A 21,609-nucleotide genomic window follows, 5' to 3' on the forward strand; every position below is an offset into this window, starting at 1 on the left:
GTCTGTGCTGACACGGGTGGTGATTCGCCATCCGCCTACCCGCGACAGACTGGAAACAAACGACGGGCGACTCAGACCCGATCCGGCACCACGACGACGGGCTCGAGGATCTCGGCCCGCGACTCCGGCGCTGCGGCGCGCAATGCGTCCGCCGACTCGTCGTCCGGCTGGGTCTGAGACTCGATTTCCGCTTCGACACGCGCTCGGTACGTGTCGACTTCGCGTTCGACGGTGGCGGCATCCCAACCGAGAATCGGGGCAACCAATCCGGCGACCTGCTGTGCGCAGTTGACACCACGATGCGGATATTCGATTGCGATACGCGTACGGCGGGCGAGGATGTCGTCGAGGTGCAGTGCCCCTTCGGCCGCGGCGGCGTACACAGCTTCGACCTGAAGGTAATCGGGCGCGTCCGTGATGGGCTGCAACAACTCCGGTGTCTGCCGGCCGAGTTCGAGGACCTCGGTGATGAGCGAACCGTAGCGGTCGAGCAGGTGCTTGACGCGATACGGATGCAAGCCGTACTGCTCGCCCAGTTGCACGGTCTGGTTGATCAACGCGAAGTATCCGTCGGCGCCGACGAGCGGTACCTTCTCCGTGATCGACGACGCAACCCGCGCCGGAATGTCTTCTGCTGCGACGTCGACGGCGTCTTCCGCCATGACCCGATACGTCGTGTACTTTCCGCCGGCGATGGCGACCAGACCTGGAGCCACACGGGCAACGGCGTGCTCGCGCGAGAGCTTCGACGTCTCGTCGCTTTCACCGGCAAGCAGCGGACGCAGACCGGCGTACACACCGTCGATGTCGGCGTGCGTCAGCGGCGTGACCAGGACGGAGTTCACGTGGCCGAGGATGTAGTCGATATCTGCTTTGGTTGCCGCCGGATGTGCGAGATCCAGGTTCCAGTCGGTATCAGTGGTGCCGATGATCCAGTGACTGCCCCACGGAATGACGAACAGCACCGACTTCTCGGTACGCAGGATGATGGCGGCTTCACTGACGATGCGATCGCGCGGGACGACGATGTGTACGCCCTTCGACGCTCGCACCCGGAACCGTCCGCGCTGACGTGAGAGCGCTTGGATCTCGTCCGTCCAGACACCGGTCGCATTGATGACGACGTGACCCTTGACCTCGGCGGTACGGCCGTCTTCGCAGTCGCGAACACGAACTCCCGAGACCCGATCCGCTTCCCGCAGAAAGCCGACTACCTGCGTCGACGTTCGGACGACCGCGCCGTAGTGTGCAGCGGTCCGTGCGACGGTCATGGTGTGCCGAGCGTCGTCGACGACGGTGTCGTAGTACTGGATGCCACCGGTCAGCGAACTGCGCTTGAGGCTCGGCGACATGCGTAGTGCGCCCGCCCGCGTCAAGTGCTTCTGGGAGGGGACCGACTTTGCGCCGCCCATTCGGTCGTAGAGGAAGATTCCCGCCGCCATGTACGGGCGCTCCCACACTCGGTGAGCCAGAGGGAACAGGAACTTCAGCGGCTTGACCAGGTGCGGAGCGAGCGTGGTCAGCGAGAGTTCGCGCTCACGCAATGCTTCACGAACGAGGCCGAATTCGAGTTGCTCTAGATAGCGGAGACCGCCGTGGAACATTTTCGACGAGCGACTGGACGTGCCGGATGCGTAGTCACGGGCCTCGACCAACGCAACCTTGAGTCCGCGGGTGGCCGCATCGAGCGCAGCCCCGACACCGACAACACCGCCGCCGACAACGACGACGTCGAATTGCTCGGTCTGAAGCTGTTCCCAAGCAGCTTCACGCTGCTGCGGGCCGAGAAACTGCGCACCTTGCTGCTTACTCAACCCGGTCTCCTGTAAGTCGACGACGAATCCGTTTACAGGCTAGTAGCTTGATCCACATACTGCGACAGCGCACGGATAACTGCGAACGCGCCCGAACATAGGAGCACAGTGAATCAATACATCGCCGCCATCGACCAAGGCACGACGTCGAGCCGCTGCATGATCTTCGATCACGACGGCGCCGTGGTGAGCGTTGCGCAGAAAGAACACGAGCAGATTTTCCCGCGTGCCGGTTGGGTCGAGCACGACCCGGTTGCGCTGTGGATCAACACCCGGGAGGTGGTGGCCGGCGCTCTCGCGAAGGTCGACCTCACGCGGGCCGACATCGCGGCCGTCGGAATCACGAATCAGCGTGAGACGACCGTCGTTTGGGAGCGTTCGACGGGCAAGCCGATCTACAACGCGATCGTGTGGCAGGACACGCGCACGGATCAACTGTGTGTCGAACTGGGCGGCGACGAGGGTCCGGACAAGTACCGAGACAAGACCGGGCTGCCGCTCTCGACCTACTTCGCCGGGCCGAAGATCCGGTGGATTCTCGACAACGTGGACGGCGCGAGAGCCAAAGCGGAGGCCGGAGAATTGTGCTTCGGCACCGTCGACACGTGGATCGTATGGAACCTGACCGACGGTGTTCACGTGACAGATGTCACCAATGCGTCACGCACGATGCTGATGGATCTCGAGACCCTTCAGTGGGACGAATCGATCTGCGCGGACTTCGGAATCCCGATGTCGATGCTCCCGGAAATCCGGAGTTCGTCCGAGGTCTACGGCACCGGCCGTCCTCGCGGCAATCTCGCCGGTGTGCCGGTCGCCGGAATCCTCGGTGACCAGCAGGCAGCCACATTCGGCCAGGCCTGCCTCTCCGAGGGTGAAGCCAAGAACACCTACGGCACCGGCAATTTCATGCTTCTCAACACCGGAACGAAGCCGGTGCACAGCAAGCACGGACTGCTGACGACCGTCTGCTACAAACTCGGCGAAGCCCCTGCCGTCTACGCACTCGAAGGTTCCGTCGCGGTGACCGGCTCCTTGGTCCAGTGGCTTCGGGACAATCTCGGAATCATTCAGAACGCCAAGGACATCGAGCCGCTCGCCGCGAGTGTCGACGACAACGGCGGCGCCTACTTCGTACCCGCGTTCTCCGGACTGTTCGCACCCCGGTGGCGACCGGATGCACGCGGCGTGATCGTCGGCCTGACGCGGTTCGTCAACAAGGGACACCTGGCTCGCGCGGCGCTCGAGGCGACGGCATACCAAACCCGTGAGGTCATCGACGCCATGCGTGCGGATTCGGGAGTCGAACTGTCCGCGCTGAAGGTCGACGGCGGCATGGTGGTCAACGAAACCCTGATGCAGTTCCAGTCGGACATCCTCGGAGTTCCCGTCATCCGCCCGGTGGTCAACGAAACGACAGCACTCGGCGCTGCGTATGCAGCGGGCCTCGCCATCGGTTACTGGGCCGACACCGAAGACATCCGCAACAACTGGGCCGTCGGCCAAACCTGGGAACCGGCGATGGACGAGTCCGAAAGGTCACGGCTGTACGCGGAGTGGAACAAGGCCGTCGAGCGGACGTACAACTGGTCCGAGTAATCACCCCGATCCTTCCATACCGGAAGAGCTGATCATGGTCGCCTATTGATACTCCTGAGGTATCAATAGGCGACCAAGTTGGTATTGGACGTGACCTACACCACTCTGCGAATCTCATTCAGGCGCGCCACGTTTCGGCGCCGCGAATGTTGCAGAGAAAGGTCGCCACGCATGAGTTCACCCACTCGCAGTTCCGAGGAGATCAACGCCAAGGCACGAAGAGCCGGTATCGCTTCATTCATCGGAACCACCATCGAGTGGTACGACTTCTATATCTACGGCACCGCGGCTGCCCTGGTATTCGGCGAGATCTTCTTCTCCGACACGCTGCCGAACGGAGTCGGCACGCTCCTCGCCTTCATCACCCTGTGGGCAGGGTTCCTCGCCAGGCCGATCGGCGGGATCATCTTCGGTCATCTCGGAGACCGGATCGGGCGCAAGAACACTCTGGTCATCACCTTGATGATGATGGGCGTCGCCACTGTCGGGATCGGACTCCTCCCCACCTACGCGCAGGTCGGCATGTGGGCCCCGATCGGTCTGGTCACCCTTCGCGTGATCCAAGGAATTGCGGTCGGTGGTGAGTGGGGTGGCGCGGTACTCATCGCCAGCGAGAACGCACCGAAGGGCAAGAGCATCCTCTACTCCGCGTTCGCTCAGCAGGGCTCCCCCGCGGGAAATCTGTTGGCAACCATCGCATTCTTCCTGCTGTCCTCGATGCCGACGCCGTCATTCCTTCTCTACGGCTGGCGAATCCCTTTTCTCGTTTCGGCAGGCCTGGTCATCCTCGGCATGATCATTCGCCTGAAACTCGAAGAGTCCGACGAGATGAAGGCCGTTCTCGCCCGCAAGAAGGTCGTCAAACTTCCGCTCGCCGAAGTATTGCGCAAGCACTGGGTGCTGGTTCTCCTCGGCGCCGGCGCACTCCCCCTCGCCCAGGTCACCTATTTCAAGAACACCTTCGCATTGTCCTGGGCTACAAAAGAACTCGGATACGACCGCGGCACATTCCTCGCCGCTATCGCGATCGCACTTGTCGTGCAGTTCATCGTCCAACCGTTCGGGGCCGTTCTGGTTTCCAAGATAGACATGCGGAAGGCCATGTGCCTGATGGTGATACCGGAGTTCGTTCTCATGCCCGCGATGTTCTTTGCCATCAGAACCGGGAACTTCACCATCGCAGTCGTTGCGATGTGTCTCGCCACGATCCCGCACTCGATGTTCTACGGCGCCATCGCCGGCGTTCTCGCTCGCGCCTTCCCTGCGAACATCCGTTACACGGGTCTGTCGACGGCGTATCAACTGTGTTCCCTTGTCGTCGGCGGCGGAACTCCGGTACTGGCGCAGTGGATGCTCAACACGTCAGGCAACATCGTCGGGGTCGCGATCGTGTCCGGACTGTACGCACTTGTCTCGCTGATCTGCACCCTTCTCCTGCTCCGACGTACCGGCTACAACGCAAGCGAACTCTCGACGGCCGAGCAAGCGGATTACGACGAGCTCGAACTCGAGAACGCTCTTGCCGATACTGCAAACTCGCCGAAGTCCGAAGCGGGTGAAATTCCTACCGGGAGGGCAACCGTCTAAGCCAGGGACGGCAGCGCCTGCTCGGACAATTTCAACACTTCGAGAAGAGCAGGTCTGTCGTCTCCATCTCGCCAGGCGATACGCAGTTGAAGGGGAGGAGGTGGATCCATGACGGGAACAAAGACAACATCAGGGTTCACGATGCTTTGGGCCACCGACGAAATAGTCAACGAGCATCCGATTTCCGCGGACACCAGCGCGATCAACGACATCGAATCCGGTGCCGTCTGCACGATTCGAGCCAGGAACCCTGCGTTCTTCGACGCAGTGAGCAGAGACTCCCGCAGAATCGAACCCGGCTCCGCCGGAAGCGTCACCCAATTCTCGGACTCCAATTCGATCAACCGAACCGATTCCCTCGACGCCAACGGGTGGTCTTTCGACATGGCAACCAGAAAGTTCTCCTCGGCGATCAATCTCGACGTGATCCCGAGCGGCGGGACGGTCCACCGGACCATCCCGATGTCGAGGCGTCGATCGAGCAACATCAACAACGCCTCGTTCGCGAAAGCGGAACTGTCGAGCACGAATTCGATACCGGGATTCGTCTTTCTCACCAATTTCGCCCACCGCCCGACGAGTAGGTGCGACGAGGTTCCCGCGAAGCCCAGGCGAACGCGACCTGTCGTTCCCTGGCCTGCCGCGGATACCGCGATCTCGGCCATCCGGCACGCGTCCAGAATTTCGCGCGCCGGAAGCAGCAGTGCTTCACCGGCAGCAGTCAACCGCACAGTTCGAGTACTTCGATCGAACAACGGCGAACCGAGCTGTTTCTCGAATTGCCTGATCGTTCGACTCAGCGGCGGTTGCGCAATCCGAAGGCGCTGAGCCGCACGGCCGAAATGTAGCTCCTCAGCCACCGCGAGAAATGCGTTGATCTGATGAATTTCCACCCGACATTGTTGCGCCACACCGGCCGACCATGTCAAGTTTCCGAAACCGACCAAGTGCGCGAGAACGTAAGAAGAGGTACACACGTGGACAAGACGCTCTCGATGAAAGAGGCTATCGGTCGATACGTCGGCGACGGAATGACTGTTGCGTTGGAGGGCTTTTCGCATCTCATTCCATTTGCCGCGGCACACGAGATCATCCGGCAGGGCAGGAAGGACCTCACGCTGTGCCGGATGACGCCGGACATCGTTTCCGATCAACTCGTCGCCGCCGGCTGCGTCCGAAAGCTGGTCGCTTCGTTCTTCGCCAGCGGCTCCGCAGGTTCTCTGTACGAGTTACGCAGACGCATCGAGAACCAGGACCCGCTCCCCCTCGAAGTCGAGGAATACAGCCATTACGGCATGGTGTGCCGGTATCAGGCGGGAGCCGCCAGGCTTCCCTTCTTCCCGCTACGGTCGTACGCCGGTAGTGATCTACCCGCACTCAACCCACAACTGAGACTCGTCGAGGACCCGTACGGCGGCGGGAGCGTCTACGTTGTGCCGCCATTGAATCCGGATGTCACGATCATCGGCGCACAGCGAGCGGACACGTCCGGGAACGCGCAGATCTGGGGCATCGCCGGGGTGCAGCAAGAGGCCGTGTACGCCGCGAAGAAGGCAATCGTCGTTGTCGAAGAACTGGTCGACGACGAGGTCATCAGGTCAGACCCGAGCCGAACTCTGATTCCCTCGCATGCAGTCGACGCGGTTGTCGTCTGCCCGCGCGGCGCACACCCGTCGTACGCGCAGGGATACTACGACCGCGATTGCGGCTTCTACCGACGCTGGACCGAAATCTCCAAAGACCCTTCACGGCTGAGAAATTGGCTCGACGAATGGGTGTACGCACTCGACAGTCACGGCGAGTATCTCGCCAAACTCGGAGCCGACTACTGGTCGGATCTCGAGGTCGGACCAAAACTCTCCACACCAGTCGACTACGGGAGCAGACTATGACCACCACGATCGGGACCGGTAACACCACATCCACCGAAACGATCGTCGCCGTCGCGGCACGCGAATTGGCGGGTAAGCGCCGGGTCTTCGCCGGAGTTGGGCTACCCACGCTCGCAGTCGATCTCGCGCGGCACACGTCGAATCCGGACGTCGAGCTGATCTACGAATCCGGAGTGTGCGGTGCACATCCGTCGGCAATGGCCGAGGGTATCGCGGACTCTGTGGTTGTCTCCGGTGCCGAATCCGTTCTGAGCATGGCCGCGCTCTTCGGTTACGTCCTGCAAGGTGGCAACGTCGACGTCGGATTTCTCGGGGCCGCTCAAATCGATCGAACGGGCAGTCTGAACACAAGTTTCATCGGTGACTGGAAGAACCCGACGGTCAGACTGCCCGGAGCAGGCGGGGCCGTCGAGATCATCGCGAACGCCGCCGAGATCTTCGTCGTTATGCGTCGCCACGACCTCAATTCTTTTCCGGCCGAGCTCGACTTCTGCACCTCACCCAGCCCTGCCCGCGCCCACGCCAGCGGTAAGGGCATCATGCCGGCAGGTGCAGGAGTGACCAAGGTATTCACCAACCTCGGCGTCCTGACACACCAGGGCCCCGGCGGCGAATTGGAGTTGACCAGCGTCCACGAGGGAATCTCTGTCGATCAAGTCCGAGAGTCGACGGGATGGGACCTCGCCGTCGCCGAGCACGTCACCATCACCACCCCACCATCGAGCACGGAGATCGATCTGCTCCGCAACACTATCGACAAGGTCAGGCTGTACCTGCGGTAACACTCTTCCGGAGCCTGCCGACGGCATCGACCAGCACGACTTCGGGATACGTCGCGAAACACAGTCGAGCGCTTCGACCGAGGTCAGCTTCGACCGCGAAGGCCGAACCTGGGACAAATGCCACGCCATGCTCGAGCGCGGCACCCAGGAGTTCGGTGGTGTCGACGTCGTCGACGAAATCCATCCAACAGAACATCCCGCCGCGGACCTCGGAAAAGCGTGCACGCCCACTCAATTCCGTCTCGGCGGCCGTGACCAACGCCTTCGCTCTGGCGCCGTAACCCTCCCGGAGCTTGTCGAGGTGCGTTTCGAACCAATCGACGTCGGAGAAGAGGTCTGCGGCGATCTGCTGGGTGAGCGAAGACCCGCACAGGTCAGCGCCTTGCTTGATCAGTTCGACCGCCTCGCAGACCTTTCGGTCGCCGTGCAGCCAGCCGACGCGCAGCGCCGGTGCCAACACTTTGGAAGCACTGGACAGCCGAATCACCCTGTCCGACAACGCCGCCAGCGGTGCGGGCGGTTTCTCGCCGAAGTACAGTTCGCCGTACGGGTCGTCCTCGAGAACCCAGAACCCGTATCGGTCCGCCAGCGCCGCCAAGTGCGCTCGCCGCGGCGCCGAAAGCACCGCGCCCCGCGGGTTGTGGAAATTGCTCACGGTGTGCACAACTTTGGGCCGAAGACCGGCGGCGAGTTTCGCCTCGAGCGCGTCGGTGTCCATTCCGTCCTCGTCCAACTGGACGGGAACGAGACGAGCCTGCGCCGTCCGAAAGACCTGCAGCGCACCGGTATATGCCGGTTCCTCCACGACCACAACGTCACCGGCGTCGAGGAGGACCTGCGCGAGCAGGCTCAAACCTTGCTGAGAACCGTGTGTGATCACAACTTCGGACACGTCGAGTGCCCGCCCGATCTTGGAGGATTCGCGCTCGGCGATCACCTCACGGAGGCGCCGCAGGCCTGACGTCTCGCCGTATTGAACGGACGAGGGGTCACCGAGTGCGTCGTGGGCTGCCTTCGAGATTCGTTCCCGCGGAATGAAATCAGGATCGGGTAGTCCGCCGGCCAAGCTGATGACGTCGGGTCGGGCAGTCAAGGTGAGCAGATCGCGAATTGCAGAACTACGGAGTCCGTCCATACGAGCGGACAGCGCGGCGTGTGTCATGTGAAGCTCCCAGGCACGCAGAATGAAGGTCAGAGGAAAACACCCTGAGCCGTCCTGGGTCAACGGGGCGGGAGAGCGCCGAGATACCGACCCTTGATTCGGTCGGTATCTCGACTATCTCACCAATACTTCAGTATGTGAAACAGACTTCTCACATTGTAAGAAGACTCTGGTCCGTTCTCAGTCCAGGTCGTCGTGACGCATGAGCTGACGAGCTGCCTCGGTGATCGATCCGGTCAGCGACGGGTACACCGAGAACGTCTGAGCCAGGTCGTTGACCGTCAGGTTGTTCTGCACGGCGATCGCAATCGGCAGGATGAGTTCCGAAGCGGTGGGCGCGACCACAACACCGCCGATGACCACGCCGGTAGCCGGGCGGCAGAAGATTTTCACGAAGCCGCGGCGCAAACCGGACATCTTGGCACGCGGGTTGGTGTTGAGCGGCAACATGACGGTGCGAGCAGGCACCTCTCCGTTGTCGATCGCGGCCTGCGAAACACCCACCGTTGCAATTTCGGGGCGCGTGAAGACGGCCGATGCGACGGTCTTCAACTTGATCGGGCTGACGCCTTCACCGAGTGCGTGGTACATCGCGATACGTCCCTGCATCGCAGCCACCGACGCGAGCGGGAGCAGTCCGGTGCAGTCACCGGCGGCGTAGATACCGGAAACCGTGGTGCGCGAGACCCGGTCGACACGCAGGTATCCACCCTTGTCCAACTCGATGCCGACCCGCTCCAGGCCGAGACCGTTGGTGTTGGGGACGGAACCGACGGTCATCAGAGCGTGGCTTCCTTCGACCGTGCGGCCGTCGGAGAGCTTGACGATGATGCCCTTCTCGGTGCGCTCGACGGCGTCTGCGCGGGCGTGCTTGACGAGGGTGACACCGCGCTCGGCGAGGGCGTCCTCGAGCACGAGCGCCGCATCGGCATCCTCGCCGGGCAGAACACGGTCACGACTGGACACGAGTGTGACCTTGACGCCCATCTCGGTGTACGCGGAGACGAACTCGGCACCGGTGACACCCGAACCGACCACGACCAGGTGCTCGGGCAGCTCGTCCAAGTCGTAGAGCTGACGCCACGTCATGATTCGCTCACCGTCGGGCTCGGCTCCCGGGATGATGCGGGGGCTGGCGCCGGTGGCGATCAACACGACGTCTGCGTCGATGGTCTTCTGCTCGCCGCTTCCGAGCGTCGCGCGAACCTGGTGTGCTGCCATACCGAGGAGCGGATCGGTCAGTTCGGCGGTGCCGGAGAGAACCTCGACGCCGACCGTCTGCAACCGTGCGCGAATGTCCGAGGACTGGGACAACGCGAGACTCTTGACTCGGGAGTGGATCTTCGGCAGTGACACCGAAGCCTGCTCCGGATCCAGAGTGATGCCGAGGTCGGATGCACGACGCATGTCGGTGCGGATTCCGGTGGACGCGATGAACGTCTTCGACGGGACACAGTCGAACAGCACACACGCGCCGCCGACGCCGTCCGAATCGACCAGGGTGACCGTGGCCCCGTGCTGCGCGGCTACCAGTGCCGCCTCGTAGCCGGCGGGTCCGCCACCGATGATCACGATCCGGGTCATGTGTCCTCCAAGTCCTCGCGTGGCCGGCAGGGGTCTCCCGTCGACCAGTGTCACGCTATTCGAGCACCACGTGTCGCGCAGTGCTTGTACCAGATTACTTGCGTCCGGTGGTCCGCTTCGCCACACCCTCGGACCACGGTTTAGGCTTGCGCCCGTGTCGATTTATGCCGCCTACGGTTCCAACATGCATCCCGAGCAGATGTTGTTGCGCTGCCCACACTCGCCCATGTCCGGGACAGGGTGGCTGCGAGGCTGGCGCCTGACCTTCAGCGGCGAGGACCTCGGCTGGGAGGGGGCTCTCGCCACCGTGGTCGAAGACCCCGATTCCAGTGTTTTCGTGGTCCTCTACGACGTCCCGGAAGAGGACGAAGTGAGTCTGGACCGCTGGGAAGGTGCCGAACTCGGTCTGCACCGCAAGATCCGCGTGCGGGTCGACACCGCAGGCGATGCGGTGCTCGCTTGGCTCTACGTCATGGATGCGTACGAAGGCGGACTGCCGTCGGCCCGCTACATCGGCGTGATGGCCGACGCCGCCGAGATTGCCGGAGCGCCGGCCGAGTACGTGCGAGAGTTGCGGACGAGAAACAGCCGCAACGTGGGTCCGGGTAACGGTGTTACCGATTAGATAGCTGTCCTGCTCAAAGCAGCAGGAAATACGCGAGCACTGCAAGTGCTGCGAGTACCACCACAATCGTCAGGCCGATGAGCACACGCTTGGAACCGCGTGACTCCGATTCGCCTGCGGCAATTGCAGTTTCCGGCTCGACTGTTGCCACCCCGGTTGCAGTTTCAGCCGCCACCTTCTCACGTCCGAGAGTGTCGAACACCTCCGTCACGTCGTGTGAAGGCGGCAAACCGATCGGAACGATCGTGTGCGACGTCGAGGTGAAACCGGCAGCCAGAATTGCGGCTCCCAGCGCGGCCGACTGCTCCGGTCCGGGCCCGAGTTCACATCTGACACCGAGCTTTTCGGCGATTCCGGCCGCTATGGACATCATGGCTGCTTTGTCTGTCGCCGGTTCTCCGTCACCGGTGACGACTACGGCGTCCAGGTTCTCCGGCATCCAACCGAACGCACCCAGTGCCGTCGCGAGGCGTGAACTCGGTGAACTCCCGTCGCCGGCGAAGCCGAATGCGCGGCCGGCGGCGACGCCCGAACGCACCAGCGTGACCGCGGCCCCGGTGTCGTCGACGTGATAGATGCCGATGAGCGTGCCGGCGAGTGCCGCGATTTCCGACTCGAACCACGCCGAGACCGCCTCGGCGTCCGAGACGAGAGTGACACGCTCGAGGCCTGCATAGACCAGAGAATCCTGCATGAGGGCCGCTGTGGACGAGTCCCAGCGCGACGGGTAGGTCGCGACGATGTCGGGCGCTCCCCCACTTCGACCACCACGATCGGGCAGCGGCTCGCATTCCTGCAACAGGCAGCGAATCGACGTCGCCACCAAATCCTCGGCGCGGTAACGGGTATCGGCCGTTCCGGAGACGCCACTCGGGTCCCCCACACGGCCGACAAAACCTGACCATGATTCCGAGAATTCACGGCCGGCACCCAATTGCTCGGTACCGCCGAGCACGGTCGTTCCGTCCTTGCGTTGATTGAGAATCGTGTCCCTGACCAACACCACCGGATCGGCCGAACCCGGATCGTTGGACGCAACTACAGCCGTCGACACCAATGTGCCGATTCGCACTCCCACACCTATGGACATGCCCGTACCTTCACTCGAACGACACGAAAAACGGTACCCCCGACGGGAACCGGAACTATCCCAGAACCAGGCTCGTCAGAACCTTCACACCGACGCCGAGTGCACGCTCGTCGAGATCGAAAGTGGGTTGGTGGATGTCGAGCTGATCGCCTTCACCCGACCACACGCCGAGCCGCGCCATGGCACCCGGCACGGTTTCGAGGTACCACGAAAAGTCTTCGCCACCACCGGATTGCGGGGTGTCCGCCAAAGCATCTTGTCCGACGGTCGCGATGGCGTCCTCGAACATCCGAGTGGACACCTCGTCGTTGACCACCGGTGGCACTCCGCGACGATAGTTGAGTTGGTAGCGAACTCCGGTGGGCGCGAGCAGTCCGTGGACGATTTCTTCCACGAGCGGTTCGAGCAACTCCCACGTGTCGTGATCGCCGGTACGTACCGTGCCCGTCATCATGCCGGTCTGCGGAATCGCGTTGGGCGCCTGACCTGCACTGACCGCACCCCACACCATCACGGTGCCGGTACGCGGATCGATACGACGGCTGAGCATTCCCGGCAGCCCGGTCACGACTGTGCCGAGTGCGTAGATGAGGTCCGTGGTCAGGTGCGGCCTCGACGTGTGCCCACCCGGAGAGTCGAGAACGACCTCGATCGTGTCTGCAGCAGAGGTGATCGCGCCAAGACGCATTCCGACCTGGCCTGCCTCGAGTCGCGGATCGCAGTGCAGAGCAAAGATTCTGGACACGCCGTCGAGCGCGCCGGCAGCGATGACGTCGAGTGCACCACCAGGCATGACTTCCTCGGCGGGCTGGAAGATCAGCCGAACCCCGACGGGAAGTTCGGGCAGCGTGGCCAGAGCCAATCCGGCGCCGAGCAGGATGGTGGTGTGGGCGTCGTGCCCGCATGCATGAGACACACCGGGGACCGTGGACGAGTACGTCGCCCCGGTCGCCTCCTGCATCGGCAAAGCGTCCATGTCGGCGCGAAGTGCGATTCGCGGCCCCTCAGGTCCGATGTCGCACGTGAGTCCGGTGCCACCGGGAAGGATCTTCGGCGACAGCCCCGCGGCGGTGAGGCGGGTCGCGACGAATTCGGTGGTCGCGTATTCGCGGCGAGCCAACTCCGGGTTGGCATGGATGTGTCGACGCCACGCGACTAGGTCGTCGGTGTGCGCGTGAATCCACGTGTCGATTGCCGCGTTCACCGGCGATCTACCCCTTCCAACAGACGGGTGCGTTGTTCTGGATCGGACGCTACCCGGACAGCAGTGCGGGCCAACGCAATTGCACCGTCGACTACCGCTCGATCTGCGGAGGTGGTGATACACGCGGCCGCGAACTCCGGCTGATGTGTCACTGCCCCCGATGAATCCAAGCCTATGACCGGGTGAATTCCCGGAATCACATTGGTCACATTACCCATATCCGTACTACCCAGTGGACGGGAGCGCTCCCATTCCGCTGCCAGTGGCACCCGCCCGAGGTCGACGATCTGTTCACGATACGCCGCCGCCAGCCACGGATCGGGGGTCAACTCGGTGTAAGTGGGCGATACCGTGCGGATTTCGTGGGTGCATCCGGTGCCGAGTGCGCCCGAGGCGAAGCAGGCGTCGGCACGCTCGGACAGATTGGCCAACGATGCGGCCGTCTCGGCACGCAGGTAGTACAGCAGTTCGGACCGAGCCGGAACGATGTTGGGAGCAGTGCCGCCATCACTGACGATTCCGTGAATCTGTTGCCCTGGCTGGAGGTGCTGGCGCAACAATCCGACCGCCACCTGCGCGAGCGTCGCTGCATCAGCGGCATTGCGACCGAATTCCGGCGCAGCAGAGGCGTGCGCTTCGCGACCGTGATAGCTGACGGCGATGTCCGCCAGGGCCAGCGAGGTGGCACCGATGATGTCGATCGGTCCTGGATGAACCATCATGGCCGCGCCGACGCCGTCGAATGCACCACGCTCGAGCATCAGAACTTTGCCGCCACCGGTTTCCTCCGCGGGAGTACCGATCACTCGGACTGTGATCCCCAGTTCGTCGGCCACGGTAGCCAACGCGATGCCGGCCCCGACCGCGGCGGCGGCAATGATGTTGTGCCCACAGGCATGACCGATCTCGGGCAGCGCGTCGTACTCGGCGCAGATCGCGATGACCAACTCTCCACTGCCGTAGGTGGCATCGAAGGCCGTCGGCAGATCGACGATCCCGTGAGTGACCGCGAAACCGTGCTGCGCCAGCAGGTCCGACACTTTGGCAGCGCTGCGGAACTCCTCGAAGGCAAGTTCCGGATCGCTGTGAATCGAATGCGACAGCGCAATCAGATCGGCCTCTACGGACCTGACTGCGCTGTCGACATTCTGGTTCACGCGATCATTGTCTCACCCGAAGGAGAAGTTGCTCTTGTCAGTCACCTGAGCGAGGTCCGCAAGAGCATCGCGGTGGATGCCTGCCTTGATTCCCGCCAAGTTCTTGCCGTGAGTCGACGTCAGTGCCGACGCCTTGGTCACTGCTGCGGCGAGTACTCCGTCGCCGTCGACCGTTTCCTGCACGATGCCGGCAGCAAGCGCGTCGGCGCCGCCGAATCGACGCCCCGTCGTCATCGCGTCGACTGCCGTCTGCTTGGGCAGACGACTGTTCAACAGTGCTGACATGCCGACAGTGAACGGCATGTTCAGTCCGACCTCGGGGAGGCAGTAGAAGCCGCGGTCCGCGCGCATGATCTGGAAATCGTGTGAGGACGCGAGCATGGCGCCGGCGCCGAACGCGTGCCCCTGCACGGCCGCGACCGTGGCCATCGGGAAGGTCAACAAACGGCTGTAGATGGTGTGGACCTTGTCCAGGTAGCCGGGCAGACCGTCGAGATTGCCGAAGATCCACGTCGTGTCCAGGCCGTTCGTGTAGAACTTGCCCGTCGCCGTCGTCACCAGGGCTGCGGGTCCCTCGTGCGCTTCGACTTCGTCCAACTTGCTGTGAACAGCGTCGATCCACTCAGGGCCGAAGCGGTTCTCGTTGTCCGTTTCGCCCTCGTTGCCGAGGTACAGGATGAATACGTCGCCGTCGCGTTCGAGATAAGGCATGGATGGGAGAGTAACGCCCGCCAACTCACCCGGCGAACCGACCCGACTCCTCAGTAGGGTTGCTCACATGGGAACGATCGCCGAGGCCGCCGCCGCTGCTCTGTCCGCCATGACTGGCTCTTCGTCACCGTCAGTCGCCATCGTGCTCGGGTCGGGGTGGACCGATGCCGCAGACGTGTTCGGCGACGCCGGTGCGGACGTGACAGCCGAAGTCTCGATGGCGGATCTTCCTGGCTTCGCCCCACCGTCCGCGCTCGGTCACGCGGGCACCATTCGTTCGGTGCGCGTCGGAAACACCGAAGTCCTGCTGCTGCTCGGGCGTGCGCACGCATACGAGGGCCACGATCTCGGTACCGTCGTCCACCCGGTCCGGACAGCCATTGCTGCCGGCGCCGACACGGTCATCCTCACCAATGCGGCCGGCGGTATCCGCGAAAACTACACAGTCGGTCAACCGGTGCTGATCAGTGACCACCTGAACCTGACGGCCCGCTCTCCCCTCGTCGGCGCAGAGTTCGTCGACCTGGTCGACGCCTATTCGCCGGAACTGCGTGCGCTGGCTCGCTCGATCGACTCGGACCTTGCCGAGGGTGTTTACGCCGGGCTTCCCGGTCCGCACTACGAGACTCCGGCCGAGATTCGAATGCTTCGTACACTCGGCGCCGATCTGGTCGGCATGTCGACGGTTCACGAGACCATCGCGGCTCGCGCGCTCGGCGCCCGCGTTCTCGGCATCTCCATGGTCACCAATCTGGCCGCCGGAATCACGGGCGCCCCGCTCGACCATCAGGAAGTGCTGGCGGCAGGCAAAGCATCGGCGGCCCGGATGGGAGTGCTGCTGCGTCAACTGGTCGAGCAGCTGTGACACCACTGAACGTCACCGAGTGGATCGACGCCGATCCGGACCCAGTTACCCGCGCAGAATTAGCAGCCCTTTCCGAACATGAACTGGCCGAACGCTTTTCCGCACCACTGACGTTCGGCACTGCTGGGCTTCGCGGGCCGGTGCGCGGCGGGCCCAACGGCATGAACCTCGCGGTCGTCATCCGGACCACGTCCGGTCTGGCGGCCTGGCTGACAGCTCGCTGCCAGGGCGGGTCCCGCGTTGTGGTCGGCCGCGACGCCCGGCTCGGTTCAGAGGCATTTGCTCTCGCCGCCGCCGAGGTCATGGCAGCGGCCGGGTTCGAGGTGACCCTGCTCCCCCGCCCACTGCCGACACCGCTGGTGGCGTTCGCGGTGCGCAGGCTCGGGGCAGCGGCAGGTATCCAGATCACCGCCTCCCACAATCCTGCCGCCGACAACGGTTACAAGGTGTATCTCTCGGGCGGAGCGCAACTCGTCTCCCCCGCCGATCGTGAAATCGAGAGCGAGATCGCCCGCATCGGTGGTGCCGCCGACGTCGCGCGAGCATCGGTGATTCCGGCCGACGATTCTCTGGTCGAGGAGTACATCGCCCGCATCGCGACCCTCCCGCACGGCGACGCCCGCTCGATCCGGATTGCGTTCACGGCAATGCACGGCGTCGGCGGGGAGACTGCGACAGCGGCTCTGCGAGCAGCAGGGTTCGACGATCTGCACGTCGTGGCGGAGCAGTTCGATCCCGACCCCACGTTTCCGACCGTCGAGTTCCCCAATCCCGAAGAGCCCGGTGCCGCAGACCGCCTGCTCGCCCTTGCCCGAAGTGTCGACGCGGATCTGGCGATCGCACTCGACCCGGATGCCGACCGCTGCGCCGTCGGAGTTCGCGACGGTGATCAGTGGCGCATGTTGCGCGGCGACGAAACCGGGGTGCTCTTGGCCGACCACGTACTGCACTCGGCGCCCGAAGATTCGTTGGTGGCGACGACGATCGTCTCCTCGACTCTGCTCTCGAAGTTGGCGAAAGCTCGCGGAGCCAGGTTTGCGCAGACACTCACCGGATTCAAGTGGCTCACGCGCGCCGGCGACGGACTCGTCTACGCCTACGAGGAAGCGATCGGGCACTGCGTCGATCCGGATGTGGTGCGGGACAAGGACGGAATCTCAGCTGCCGTCCTTGTGGCCGACTTGGCTGCCACCCTCGCGGGCCGCAACAGAACCCTGTTGGACGTTCTAGGCGACTATGCCGTCGAATTCGGACTGCATCGCGGGGACCAAGTATCCCGCCGCGTCGAGGATTTGAGCGACATCGCCGAAATGATGAAACGACTACGCGCCGATCCTCCTGGCCAACTCGCGGGTGAGCCGGTCACGACCGAGGACTTGTCCCTGGTTCGCGGCGGTATGCGCACCGACGCAGTGATATTCGACGGGCCGTCGATCCGCGTGGTTGTTCGACCGTCCGGAACCGAGCCCAAGCTCAAGTGTTATCTCGAAGTTGTCGTCCCGGTGGCGAACCGCGACGACCTCGCGAACGCACTAGAGCAGGCGAAGGCCCGGCTGGCGGAACTCCGAACCTTCGCCCTTTCGCTCTAGCGGGGTCCGAACTGCCGATCGCCGGCGTCACCGAGACCGGGGACGATGAAAGCGTTCTCGTCGAGTCCGTCATCGATGCTCGCGATGACCAGACGAACCGGGTGGCCGGACGCTGCCAGCGCGTCGACGCCGGCCGGAGCGGCCACGACGCACACTGCCGTGACATCCGTCGCGCCACGCGCAACCAGCAAGTCGATGGTGTGCACCATCGAGCCACCGGTGGCGAGCATCGGATCGAGCACGAACACCGGGATACCGGACAGATCCGCAGGCAGGGATTCGAGGTACGGAACCGGCTGATGAGTCTCTTCGTCACGTGCCATTCCGACAAAGCCGACGCCGGCCGACGGAATCAGCGCACTCGCCTGTTCGACCATGCCCAGACCGGCCCGCAGCACGGGTACCAACAACGGCGGCTTCGCGAGCCGGATGCCCGTCGTCGCTGCTACCGGGGTGTCGACCGGAAACTCCTCGACCTCCGCGTCACGCATGGCCTCGTAGACCAGCATGTGCGTGAGCCTGCGAAGTGCGGAACGAAAAGTTGCGTTCTCACTGCGTGCATCACGCATTGTCGTCAAGAGGGCCGCCGCGAGCGGATGGTCGACTACGTGCGTTTGCATGACCATCAGAATAGTTCCTCGGGAACCGGAGCACCCCGCGCGGCGTCCAAGAAGGAGTAAGCGCAACGGGGGGAAGACAAGTTGACAAATCTGGATCTGGACACTGAAAGCATCGCGGAGTTCGCCACGCGGTTGGGCACTGTTGCCGACAACGTCGCGCAAGCTCGACAGGACGCGGCGGGTGGCGATCACTTGGCTCTGCCCGCTGTGCTGGGGCTGATCGGCGGCGACTTCGTCGATGTCGCGAGCCGAGCACAGCAAGCGCACATCGACGACATCGATCGACTGTCCGCTGTGATCTCCAGCGTCCAGTCAGCCACCCGCGACGCTCACGCCGTCTATCTCGACTCCGAGGAATCGGTACGAACGACTCTCGCTGAAGCCGCACGCTCATGATCGACGTCGACGCACTCGCACGACCGATCATCGATCTGGTCGACATTGTCGGGACTGGCGTCCCCAGCGCAAGTGGACCCGACGTCGGCATCCGAATCGCTACGGACGCCCTCGAGATCGCATACCAATTGGGAAGCGCTGCTCTGAGCGAATTGGCGTCCTCTCAGAGCTCGTCCACGGCACTCACCGCTGCGGTGACCAAAACCGAGCAGACGCAGACGTCGACGCGAAACCTCGCCGATCGTGGGACCGACATCGCCGGCGTCGTGGACGAAGCAACAACGTCCGTGTACGCGGGAATGACCGAACTCGGTGAGATTCTCCAGTCGTTTCTGACACTCGCGATCAAGGCCGGGCCGACGCTCATGACACCGACGGGCCAATTGATGTTGTTGTCGGCCGCGTTGGAGCACCTCGGACGCGCGGTATCGGTTATCGAGCGGGTACGCGGTGAGCTGGCGGGGTCGACCGACAAAATGTCCGCACTCGTCCCGTCCGTCCCGATACCCGATCCCGCACCTGGAGTCTCCGGTTCGGTGGGTGGTTCCGGTTCCGTCGGTGGTTCCGGTTCCGTCGGTGGTTCTGGTCCCGTCGGTGGAGTAGAGGTCGAACTTCCCGACGGCTCGATTGCCACCGCACCGAACGCCGAGGCCGCTGCTGCCGTACGCAACGCGCTTACTCAACAGGGTGTCCCGTACGCCTGGGGAGGCACGACACCCGGAGTCGGTCTGGACTGCAGTGGTCTGACGCAATGGGCGTACGGCCAGGCCGGAGTCGATATTCCGAGGTTGGCTCAGGAACAGGGAATCGGGAACCAGGTCGATCAGAACAATCTGATGCCGGGCGACCTCGCGGTCTGGGACGGCCACGTCGCGATGGTGATTGGCGGCGGCCAGATGATCGAAGCCGGCGACCCAGTCGAAATCAGCGCCATCCGAACCACGAACAGCGGCATGGGCTTTCACGGTTTCTACCGTCCGACAGAATGACAGGAAACATGAACGAGAACATGCGGGAATCACCGCCGATCATCACAGCCGTCTCCGTCAACCGCGCTGGAACCATCGCGGTCCGCGCCACGGAGCACGCCATTCCCGTGGACCTGCGGATCAGCCAGGAGGAACTGCGGTACGGCGGGGAACGGTTGGCGCAACAGATACTCACACTGTGCTCGAAAGCAGCAATCGAGGCCGGCGCCCGCCATCGTGTGGAGCTCGAAGAGACCGGAGTCCCGGCAGCGATCCTCGATCGGCTCGGTCTCGCGACCCGAGACGAACTGGCCGATGTCGATGCCGCCGAGGGCCAGATCCTTCCGTCGAGCTGGATGCGTTCGATATGAGCGAGATTGATCGATTCATGGAGCTGGCGAAACACCGGACCGGACTCTTGCAGGACGCCGTCGACGGGGTCGGCGCTCTGCGGGCGGTCGTCTCGAGCGAGGGTGGGATAGTCACGGCGACTGTCGACGGGCTGGGCGCTCTGGTCGACCTACGGATTACCGACGCAATCACCACGATGAATTCTCGCACTGTGGCCGCATTGACTGTCGCAACAATTCACCAGGCAGTTCGACAGTCCAACGACGAACGAGAGCGACTGGTCAGTGAGCTCCGAGTGGCACTGAAACAAACGTGACGAACCCCCGCTATGCCTTTCGCTCTGCGGTGGATAGGCTTCCGCCCATGGCTGGAGACATCGTCCCTATCGAAATCGGACTCACCGACGGAGACCTCGTCACTTTGTGGGCACCCCGCTGGCGCGAGGGCGACGACGAGTGGGAAGCGTTCCTCGGCCATGAGGAAGACCTGTACGGGTTCTCCTCCGTCGCAGAACTCGCGGCCTTCATCCGAACGGACTCCGACAACGACCTGGTCGAGCATCCGGCGTGGGCCGTCGTCTCCGGACTGTCGGCAGCCGAGCTCGAACCGGAAGAGAACTTCACCTTCGACTTCGTCGGCGTGCCGGAACTGGCCGCAGGTGATCCTGAGGCACTGGCGGTCTCGGAACTCGAAGACACCTTGAACATGGCTCGCAACATCGGCGAGGTGTGCGAACTGGACGCGGTCATCCGCTTCTTCAGCGGCCATCCGGTTCTCGGCGCGCTTGCGACCGGCGCCGGCACCTTCGAAGGTCGCGAAGGCCTGGAGCTGTGGGACCAGGTCGGCGCTGCGATCGTCAAGGACTGGGACGCCGTTCTCGACGCCATCGACAAGGTGGTCACCTCCCCGAAGGTCGATGCAGCTGCCGTCGCGGTCGCCGAAGCTGAACTGCTCGCTGCCGCCGAGAACACCGTCGACGCCGACGATGTCGCCGAGGAGGGCGAGGACGAGGAATTCGACGAAGACGACCTCGACGAGGAGGAAGACGAAGTCGAGACCTTCTGGGGCGAGGTCGGTGTCGACCCGATCCGCATCATCACCTCAGCCGAGACGTTCTACACTCTGCGCTGCTACATGGGCGATCAGGCGATCTTCCTCGGCAAGGACGGACTGATCACCGTTTTCCGTAGCGAGCGCGCACTCGCTCGCTACCTCGCCGACAACCACGAACACGATCTCTCGCAGGTCAGCACGTACGGCGAAATTCAGAATGCTGCCGTCGACGGTTCACTCGAAATCGAGGTCACGGACGAGAACGTCTACGTTCTGCCCGGCATCGCCGACGACCTCGCCCAGGGCCCGGACGTCGTCGACGCCGAGCAACTGGAACTTGCCGTCGAATTGTTCACCGATGCAGCGGATTTCGCCGACGACGACTCCACCGAGGAGGCTCTGTCCGCGTCGAACGAGCTGGGTTGGTACGTCTCGTACCTCCTCAACCCCGATCCGTCGCGGATGGCTCCGAGTGCGCCGTTCACCAAGGAATCCGAGGCCTGGCGCGAACTCGAGCGTGAGTTCGAGGCCCGGCTGCGATCTGAGTAGTCGGGTGCACG

The 21,609-nt window shown here is 63.3% G+C and carries 21 protein-coding genes; 12 read left to right on the forward strand and 9 right to left on the reverse strand.

Going from position 1 to position 21,609, the window contains the following annotated elements; all coding sequences use genetic code 11:
* Positions 1-71: 71 nt before the first annotated feature.
* Positions 72-1,814: a glycerol-3-phosphate dehydrogenase/oxidase gene (locus AC1DWA_RS04075; protein ID WP_047890264.1), complete on the reverse strand. Its 1,743-nt coding sequence runs from the start codon at positions 1,812-1,814 to the stop codon at positions 72-74.
* Between the two features lie 108 nt (positions 1,815-1,922).
* On the opposite strand from AC1DWA_RS04075, the gene glpK reads away from it, so the two are divergent.
* Complete coding sequence (gene glpK / locus AC1DWA_RS04080; protein ID WP_019747711.1) at positions 1,923-3,413, forward strand: glycerol kinase GlpK; 1,491 nt, start codon at positions 1,923-1,925, stop codon at positions 3,411-3,413.
* Positions 3,414-3,584: 171 nt separating this feature from the next.
* Positions 3,585-5,000: an MFS transporter gene (locus AC1DWA_RS04085; RefSeq protein ID WP_019747710.1), complete on the forward strand. Its 1,416-nt coding sequence runs from the start codon at positions 3,585-3,587 to the stop codon at positions 4,998-5,000.
* Here the strand turns inward: AC1DWA_RS04085 and AC1DWA_RS04090 are convergent.
* Entirely contained in the window at positions 4,997-5,893 is an 897-nt protein-coding gene (locus AC1DWA_RS04090; protein ID WP_020907047.1) for a LysR substrate-binding domain-containing protein, read from the reverse strand. The genes AC1DWA_RS04085 and AC1DWA_RS04090 overlap by 4 nt on opposite strands.
* A gap of 84 nt (positions 5,894-5,977) precedes the next feature.
* Here AC1DWA_RS04090 and AC1DWA_RS04095 point away from each other — a divergent pair, with 84 nt between their 5' ends.
* Together AC1DWA_RS04095 and AC1DWA_RS04100 are read left to right on the forward strand one after the other, a co-directional pair.
* Positions 5,978-6,892: a CoA transferase subunit A gene (locus tag AC1DWA_RS04095; protein WP_020907046.1), complete on the forward strand. Its 915-nt coding sequence runs from the start codon at positions 5,978-5,980 to the stop codon at positions 6,890-6,892.
* The gene (locus AC1DWA_RS04100; protein WP_477846076.1) at positions 6,889-7,674 is read left to right on the forward strand and encodes a CoA-transferase subunit beta; all 786 of its coding nucleotides are present in this window, start codon (positions 6,889-6,891) and stop codon (positions 7,672-7,674) included. Before AC1DWA_RS04095 ends, AC1DWA_RS04100 begins: the two co-directional genes overlap by 4 nt.
* Here the strand turns inward: AC1DWA_RS04100 and AC1DWA_RS04105 are convergent.
* Both AC1DWA_RS04105 and AC1DWA_RS04110 read right to left on the reverse strand, forming a co-directional pair.
* Positions 7,655-8,836 (reverse strand): aminotransferase-like domain-containing protein, encoded by a 1,182-nt coding sequence (locus AC1DWA_RS04105; protein WP_283567979.1) that lies wholly within the window; start codon positions 8,834-8,836, stop codon positions 7,655-7,657. The genes AC1DWA_RS04100 and AC1DWA_RS04105 overlap by 20 nt on opposite strands.
* A gap of 180 nt (positions 8,837-9,016) precedes the next feature.
* Positions 9,017-10,420 carry an NAD(P)H-quinone dehydrogenase gene (locus AC1DWA_RS04110; protein ID WP_020969166.1) on the reverse strand — a complete coding sequence of 468 codons (1,404 nt, stop codon included), beginning with the start codon at positions 10,418-10,420 and terminating at the stop codon, positions 9,017-9,019.
* A gap of 154 nt (positions 10,421-10,574) precedes the next feature.
* Between AC1DWA_RS04110 and AC1DWA_RS04115 the strand changes: the two genes are divergently transcribed.
* Positions 10,575-11,045 carry a gamma-glutamylcyclotransferase family protein gene (locus AC1DWA_RS04115; RefSeq protein ID WP_003940753.1) on the forward strand — a complete coding sequence of 157 codons (471 nt, stop codon included), beginning with the start codon at positions 10,575-10,577 and terminating at the stop codon, positions 11,043-11,045.
* A gap of 13 nt (positions 11,046-11,058) precedes the next feature.
* Here AC1DWA_RS04115 and AC1DWA_RS04120 read toward each other — a convergent pair whose 3' ends face one another.
* From AC1DWA_RS04120 to AC1DWA_RS04135, 4 genes are read right to left on the reverse strand one after another with little or no spacing between them, the layout of a single operon-like run.
* Positions 11,059-12,135: a hypothetical protein gene (locus tag AC1DWA_RS04120; RefSeq protein ID WP_021332528.1), complete on the reverse strand. Its 1,077-nt coding sequence runs from the start codon at positions 12,133-12,135 to the stop codon at positions 11,059-11,061.
* Between the two features lie 55 nt (positions 12,136-12,190).
* The gene (locus AC1DWA_RS04125; RefSeq protein WP_003940741.1) at positions 12,191-13,339 is read right to left on the reverse strand and encodes a M20 family metallopeptidase; all 1,149 of its coding nucleotides are present in this window, start codon (positions 13,337-13,339) and stop codon (positions 12,191-12,193) included.
* Positions 13,336-14,496: a M20 family metallopeptidase gene (locus AC1DWA_RS04130; protein WP_020969164.1), complete on the reverse strand. Its 1,161-nt coding sequence runs from the start codon at positions 14,494-14,496 to the stop codon at positions 13,336-13,338. The genes AC1DWA_RS04125 and AC1DWA_RS04130 overlap by 4 nt, the downstream gene beginning before the upstream one ends.
* Positions 14,497-14,508: 12 nt before the next feature.
* The gene (locus AC1DWA_RS04135; protein WP_019747702.1) at positions 14,509-15,207 is read right to left on the reverse strand and encodes an enoyl-CoA hydratase-related protein; all 699 of its coding nucleotides are present in this window, start codon (positions 15,205-15,207) and stop codon (positions 14,509-14,511) included.
* 67 nt (positions 15,208-15,274) lie between these two features.
* Between AC1DWA_RS04135 and AC1DWA_RS04140 the strand changes: the two genes are divergently transcribed.
* Both AC1DWA_RS04140 and AC1DWA_RS04145 read left to right on the forward strand, forming a co-directional pair.
* Entirely contained in the window at positions 15,275-16,072 is a 798-nt protein-coding gene (locus AC1DWA_RS04140; protein ID WP_477846077.1) for a purine-nucleoside phosphorylase, read from the forward strand.
* Positions 16,069-17,661: a phospho-sugar mutase gene (locus tag AC1DWA_RS04145; protein ID WP_477916488.1), complete on the forward strand. Its 1,593-nt coding sequence runs from the start codon at positions 16,069-16,071 to the stop codon at positions 17,659-17,661. The genes AC1DWA_RS04140 and AC1DWA_RS04145 overlap by 4 nt, the downstream gene beginning before the upstream one ends.
* Here the strand turns inward: AC1DWA_RS04145 and upp are convergent.
* The gene (gene upp / locus AC1DWA_RS04150; protein WP_007727319.1) at positions 17,658-18,281 is read right to left on the reverse strand and encodes a uracil phosphoribosyltransferase; all 624 of its coding nucleotides are present in this window, start codon (positions 18,279-18,281) and stop codon (positions 17,658-17,660) included. The genes AC1DWA_RS04145 and upp overlap by 4 nt on opposite strands.
* Before the next feature lie 81 nt (positions 18,282-18,362).
* Between upp and AC1DWA_RS04155 the strand changes: the two genes are divergently transcribed.
* From AC1DWA_RS04155 to AC1DWA_RS04175, 5 genes are read left to right on the forward strand one after another with little or no spacing between them, the layout of a single operon-like run.
* Positions 18,363-18,677, forward strand: a complete 315-nt coding sequence (locus AC1DWA_RS04155) for a type VII secretion target (protein ID WP_477846079.1) — start codon at positions 18,363-18,365, stop codon at positions 18,675-18,677.
* Entirely contained in the window at positions 18,674-19,666 is a 993-nt protein-coding gene (locus AC1DWA_RS04160; RefSeq protein ID WP_477846080.1) for a C40 family peptidase, read from the forward strand. The genes AC1DWA_RS04155 and AC1DWA_RS04160 overlap by 4 nt, the downstream gene beginning before the upstream one ends.
* The gene (locus tag AC1DWA_RS04165) at positions 19,663-20,016 is read left to right on the forward strand and encodes a hypothetical protein (protein ID WP_021332524.1); all 354 of its coding nucleotides are present in this window, start codon (positions 19,663-19,665) and stop codon (positions 20,014-20,016) included. Before AC1DWA_RS04160 ends, AC1DWA_RS04165 begins: the two co-directional genes overlap by 4 nt.
* A complete protein-coding gene (locus AC1DWA_RS04170; RefSeq protein WP_477846081.1) occupies positions 20,013-20,312 on the forward strand; it encodes a YbaB/EbfC family nucleoid-associated protein in 300 nt (99 codons plus the stop codon). The genes AC1DWA_RS04165 and AC1DWA_RS04170 overlap by 4 nt, the downstream gene beginning before the upstream one ends.
* 47 nt (positions 20,313-20,359) lie before the next feature.
* Positions 20,360-21,598 (forward strand): hypothetical protein, encoded by a 1,239-nt coding sequence (locus AC1DWA_RS04175; protein WP_020969158.1) that lies wholly within the window; start codon positions 20,360-20,362, stop codon positions 21,596-21,598.
* Positions 21,599-21,609: the final 11 nt, after the last annotated feature.

This window comes from Rhodococcus sp. P4_F3_2 (assembly GCF_056401335.1).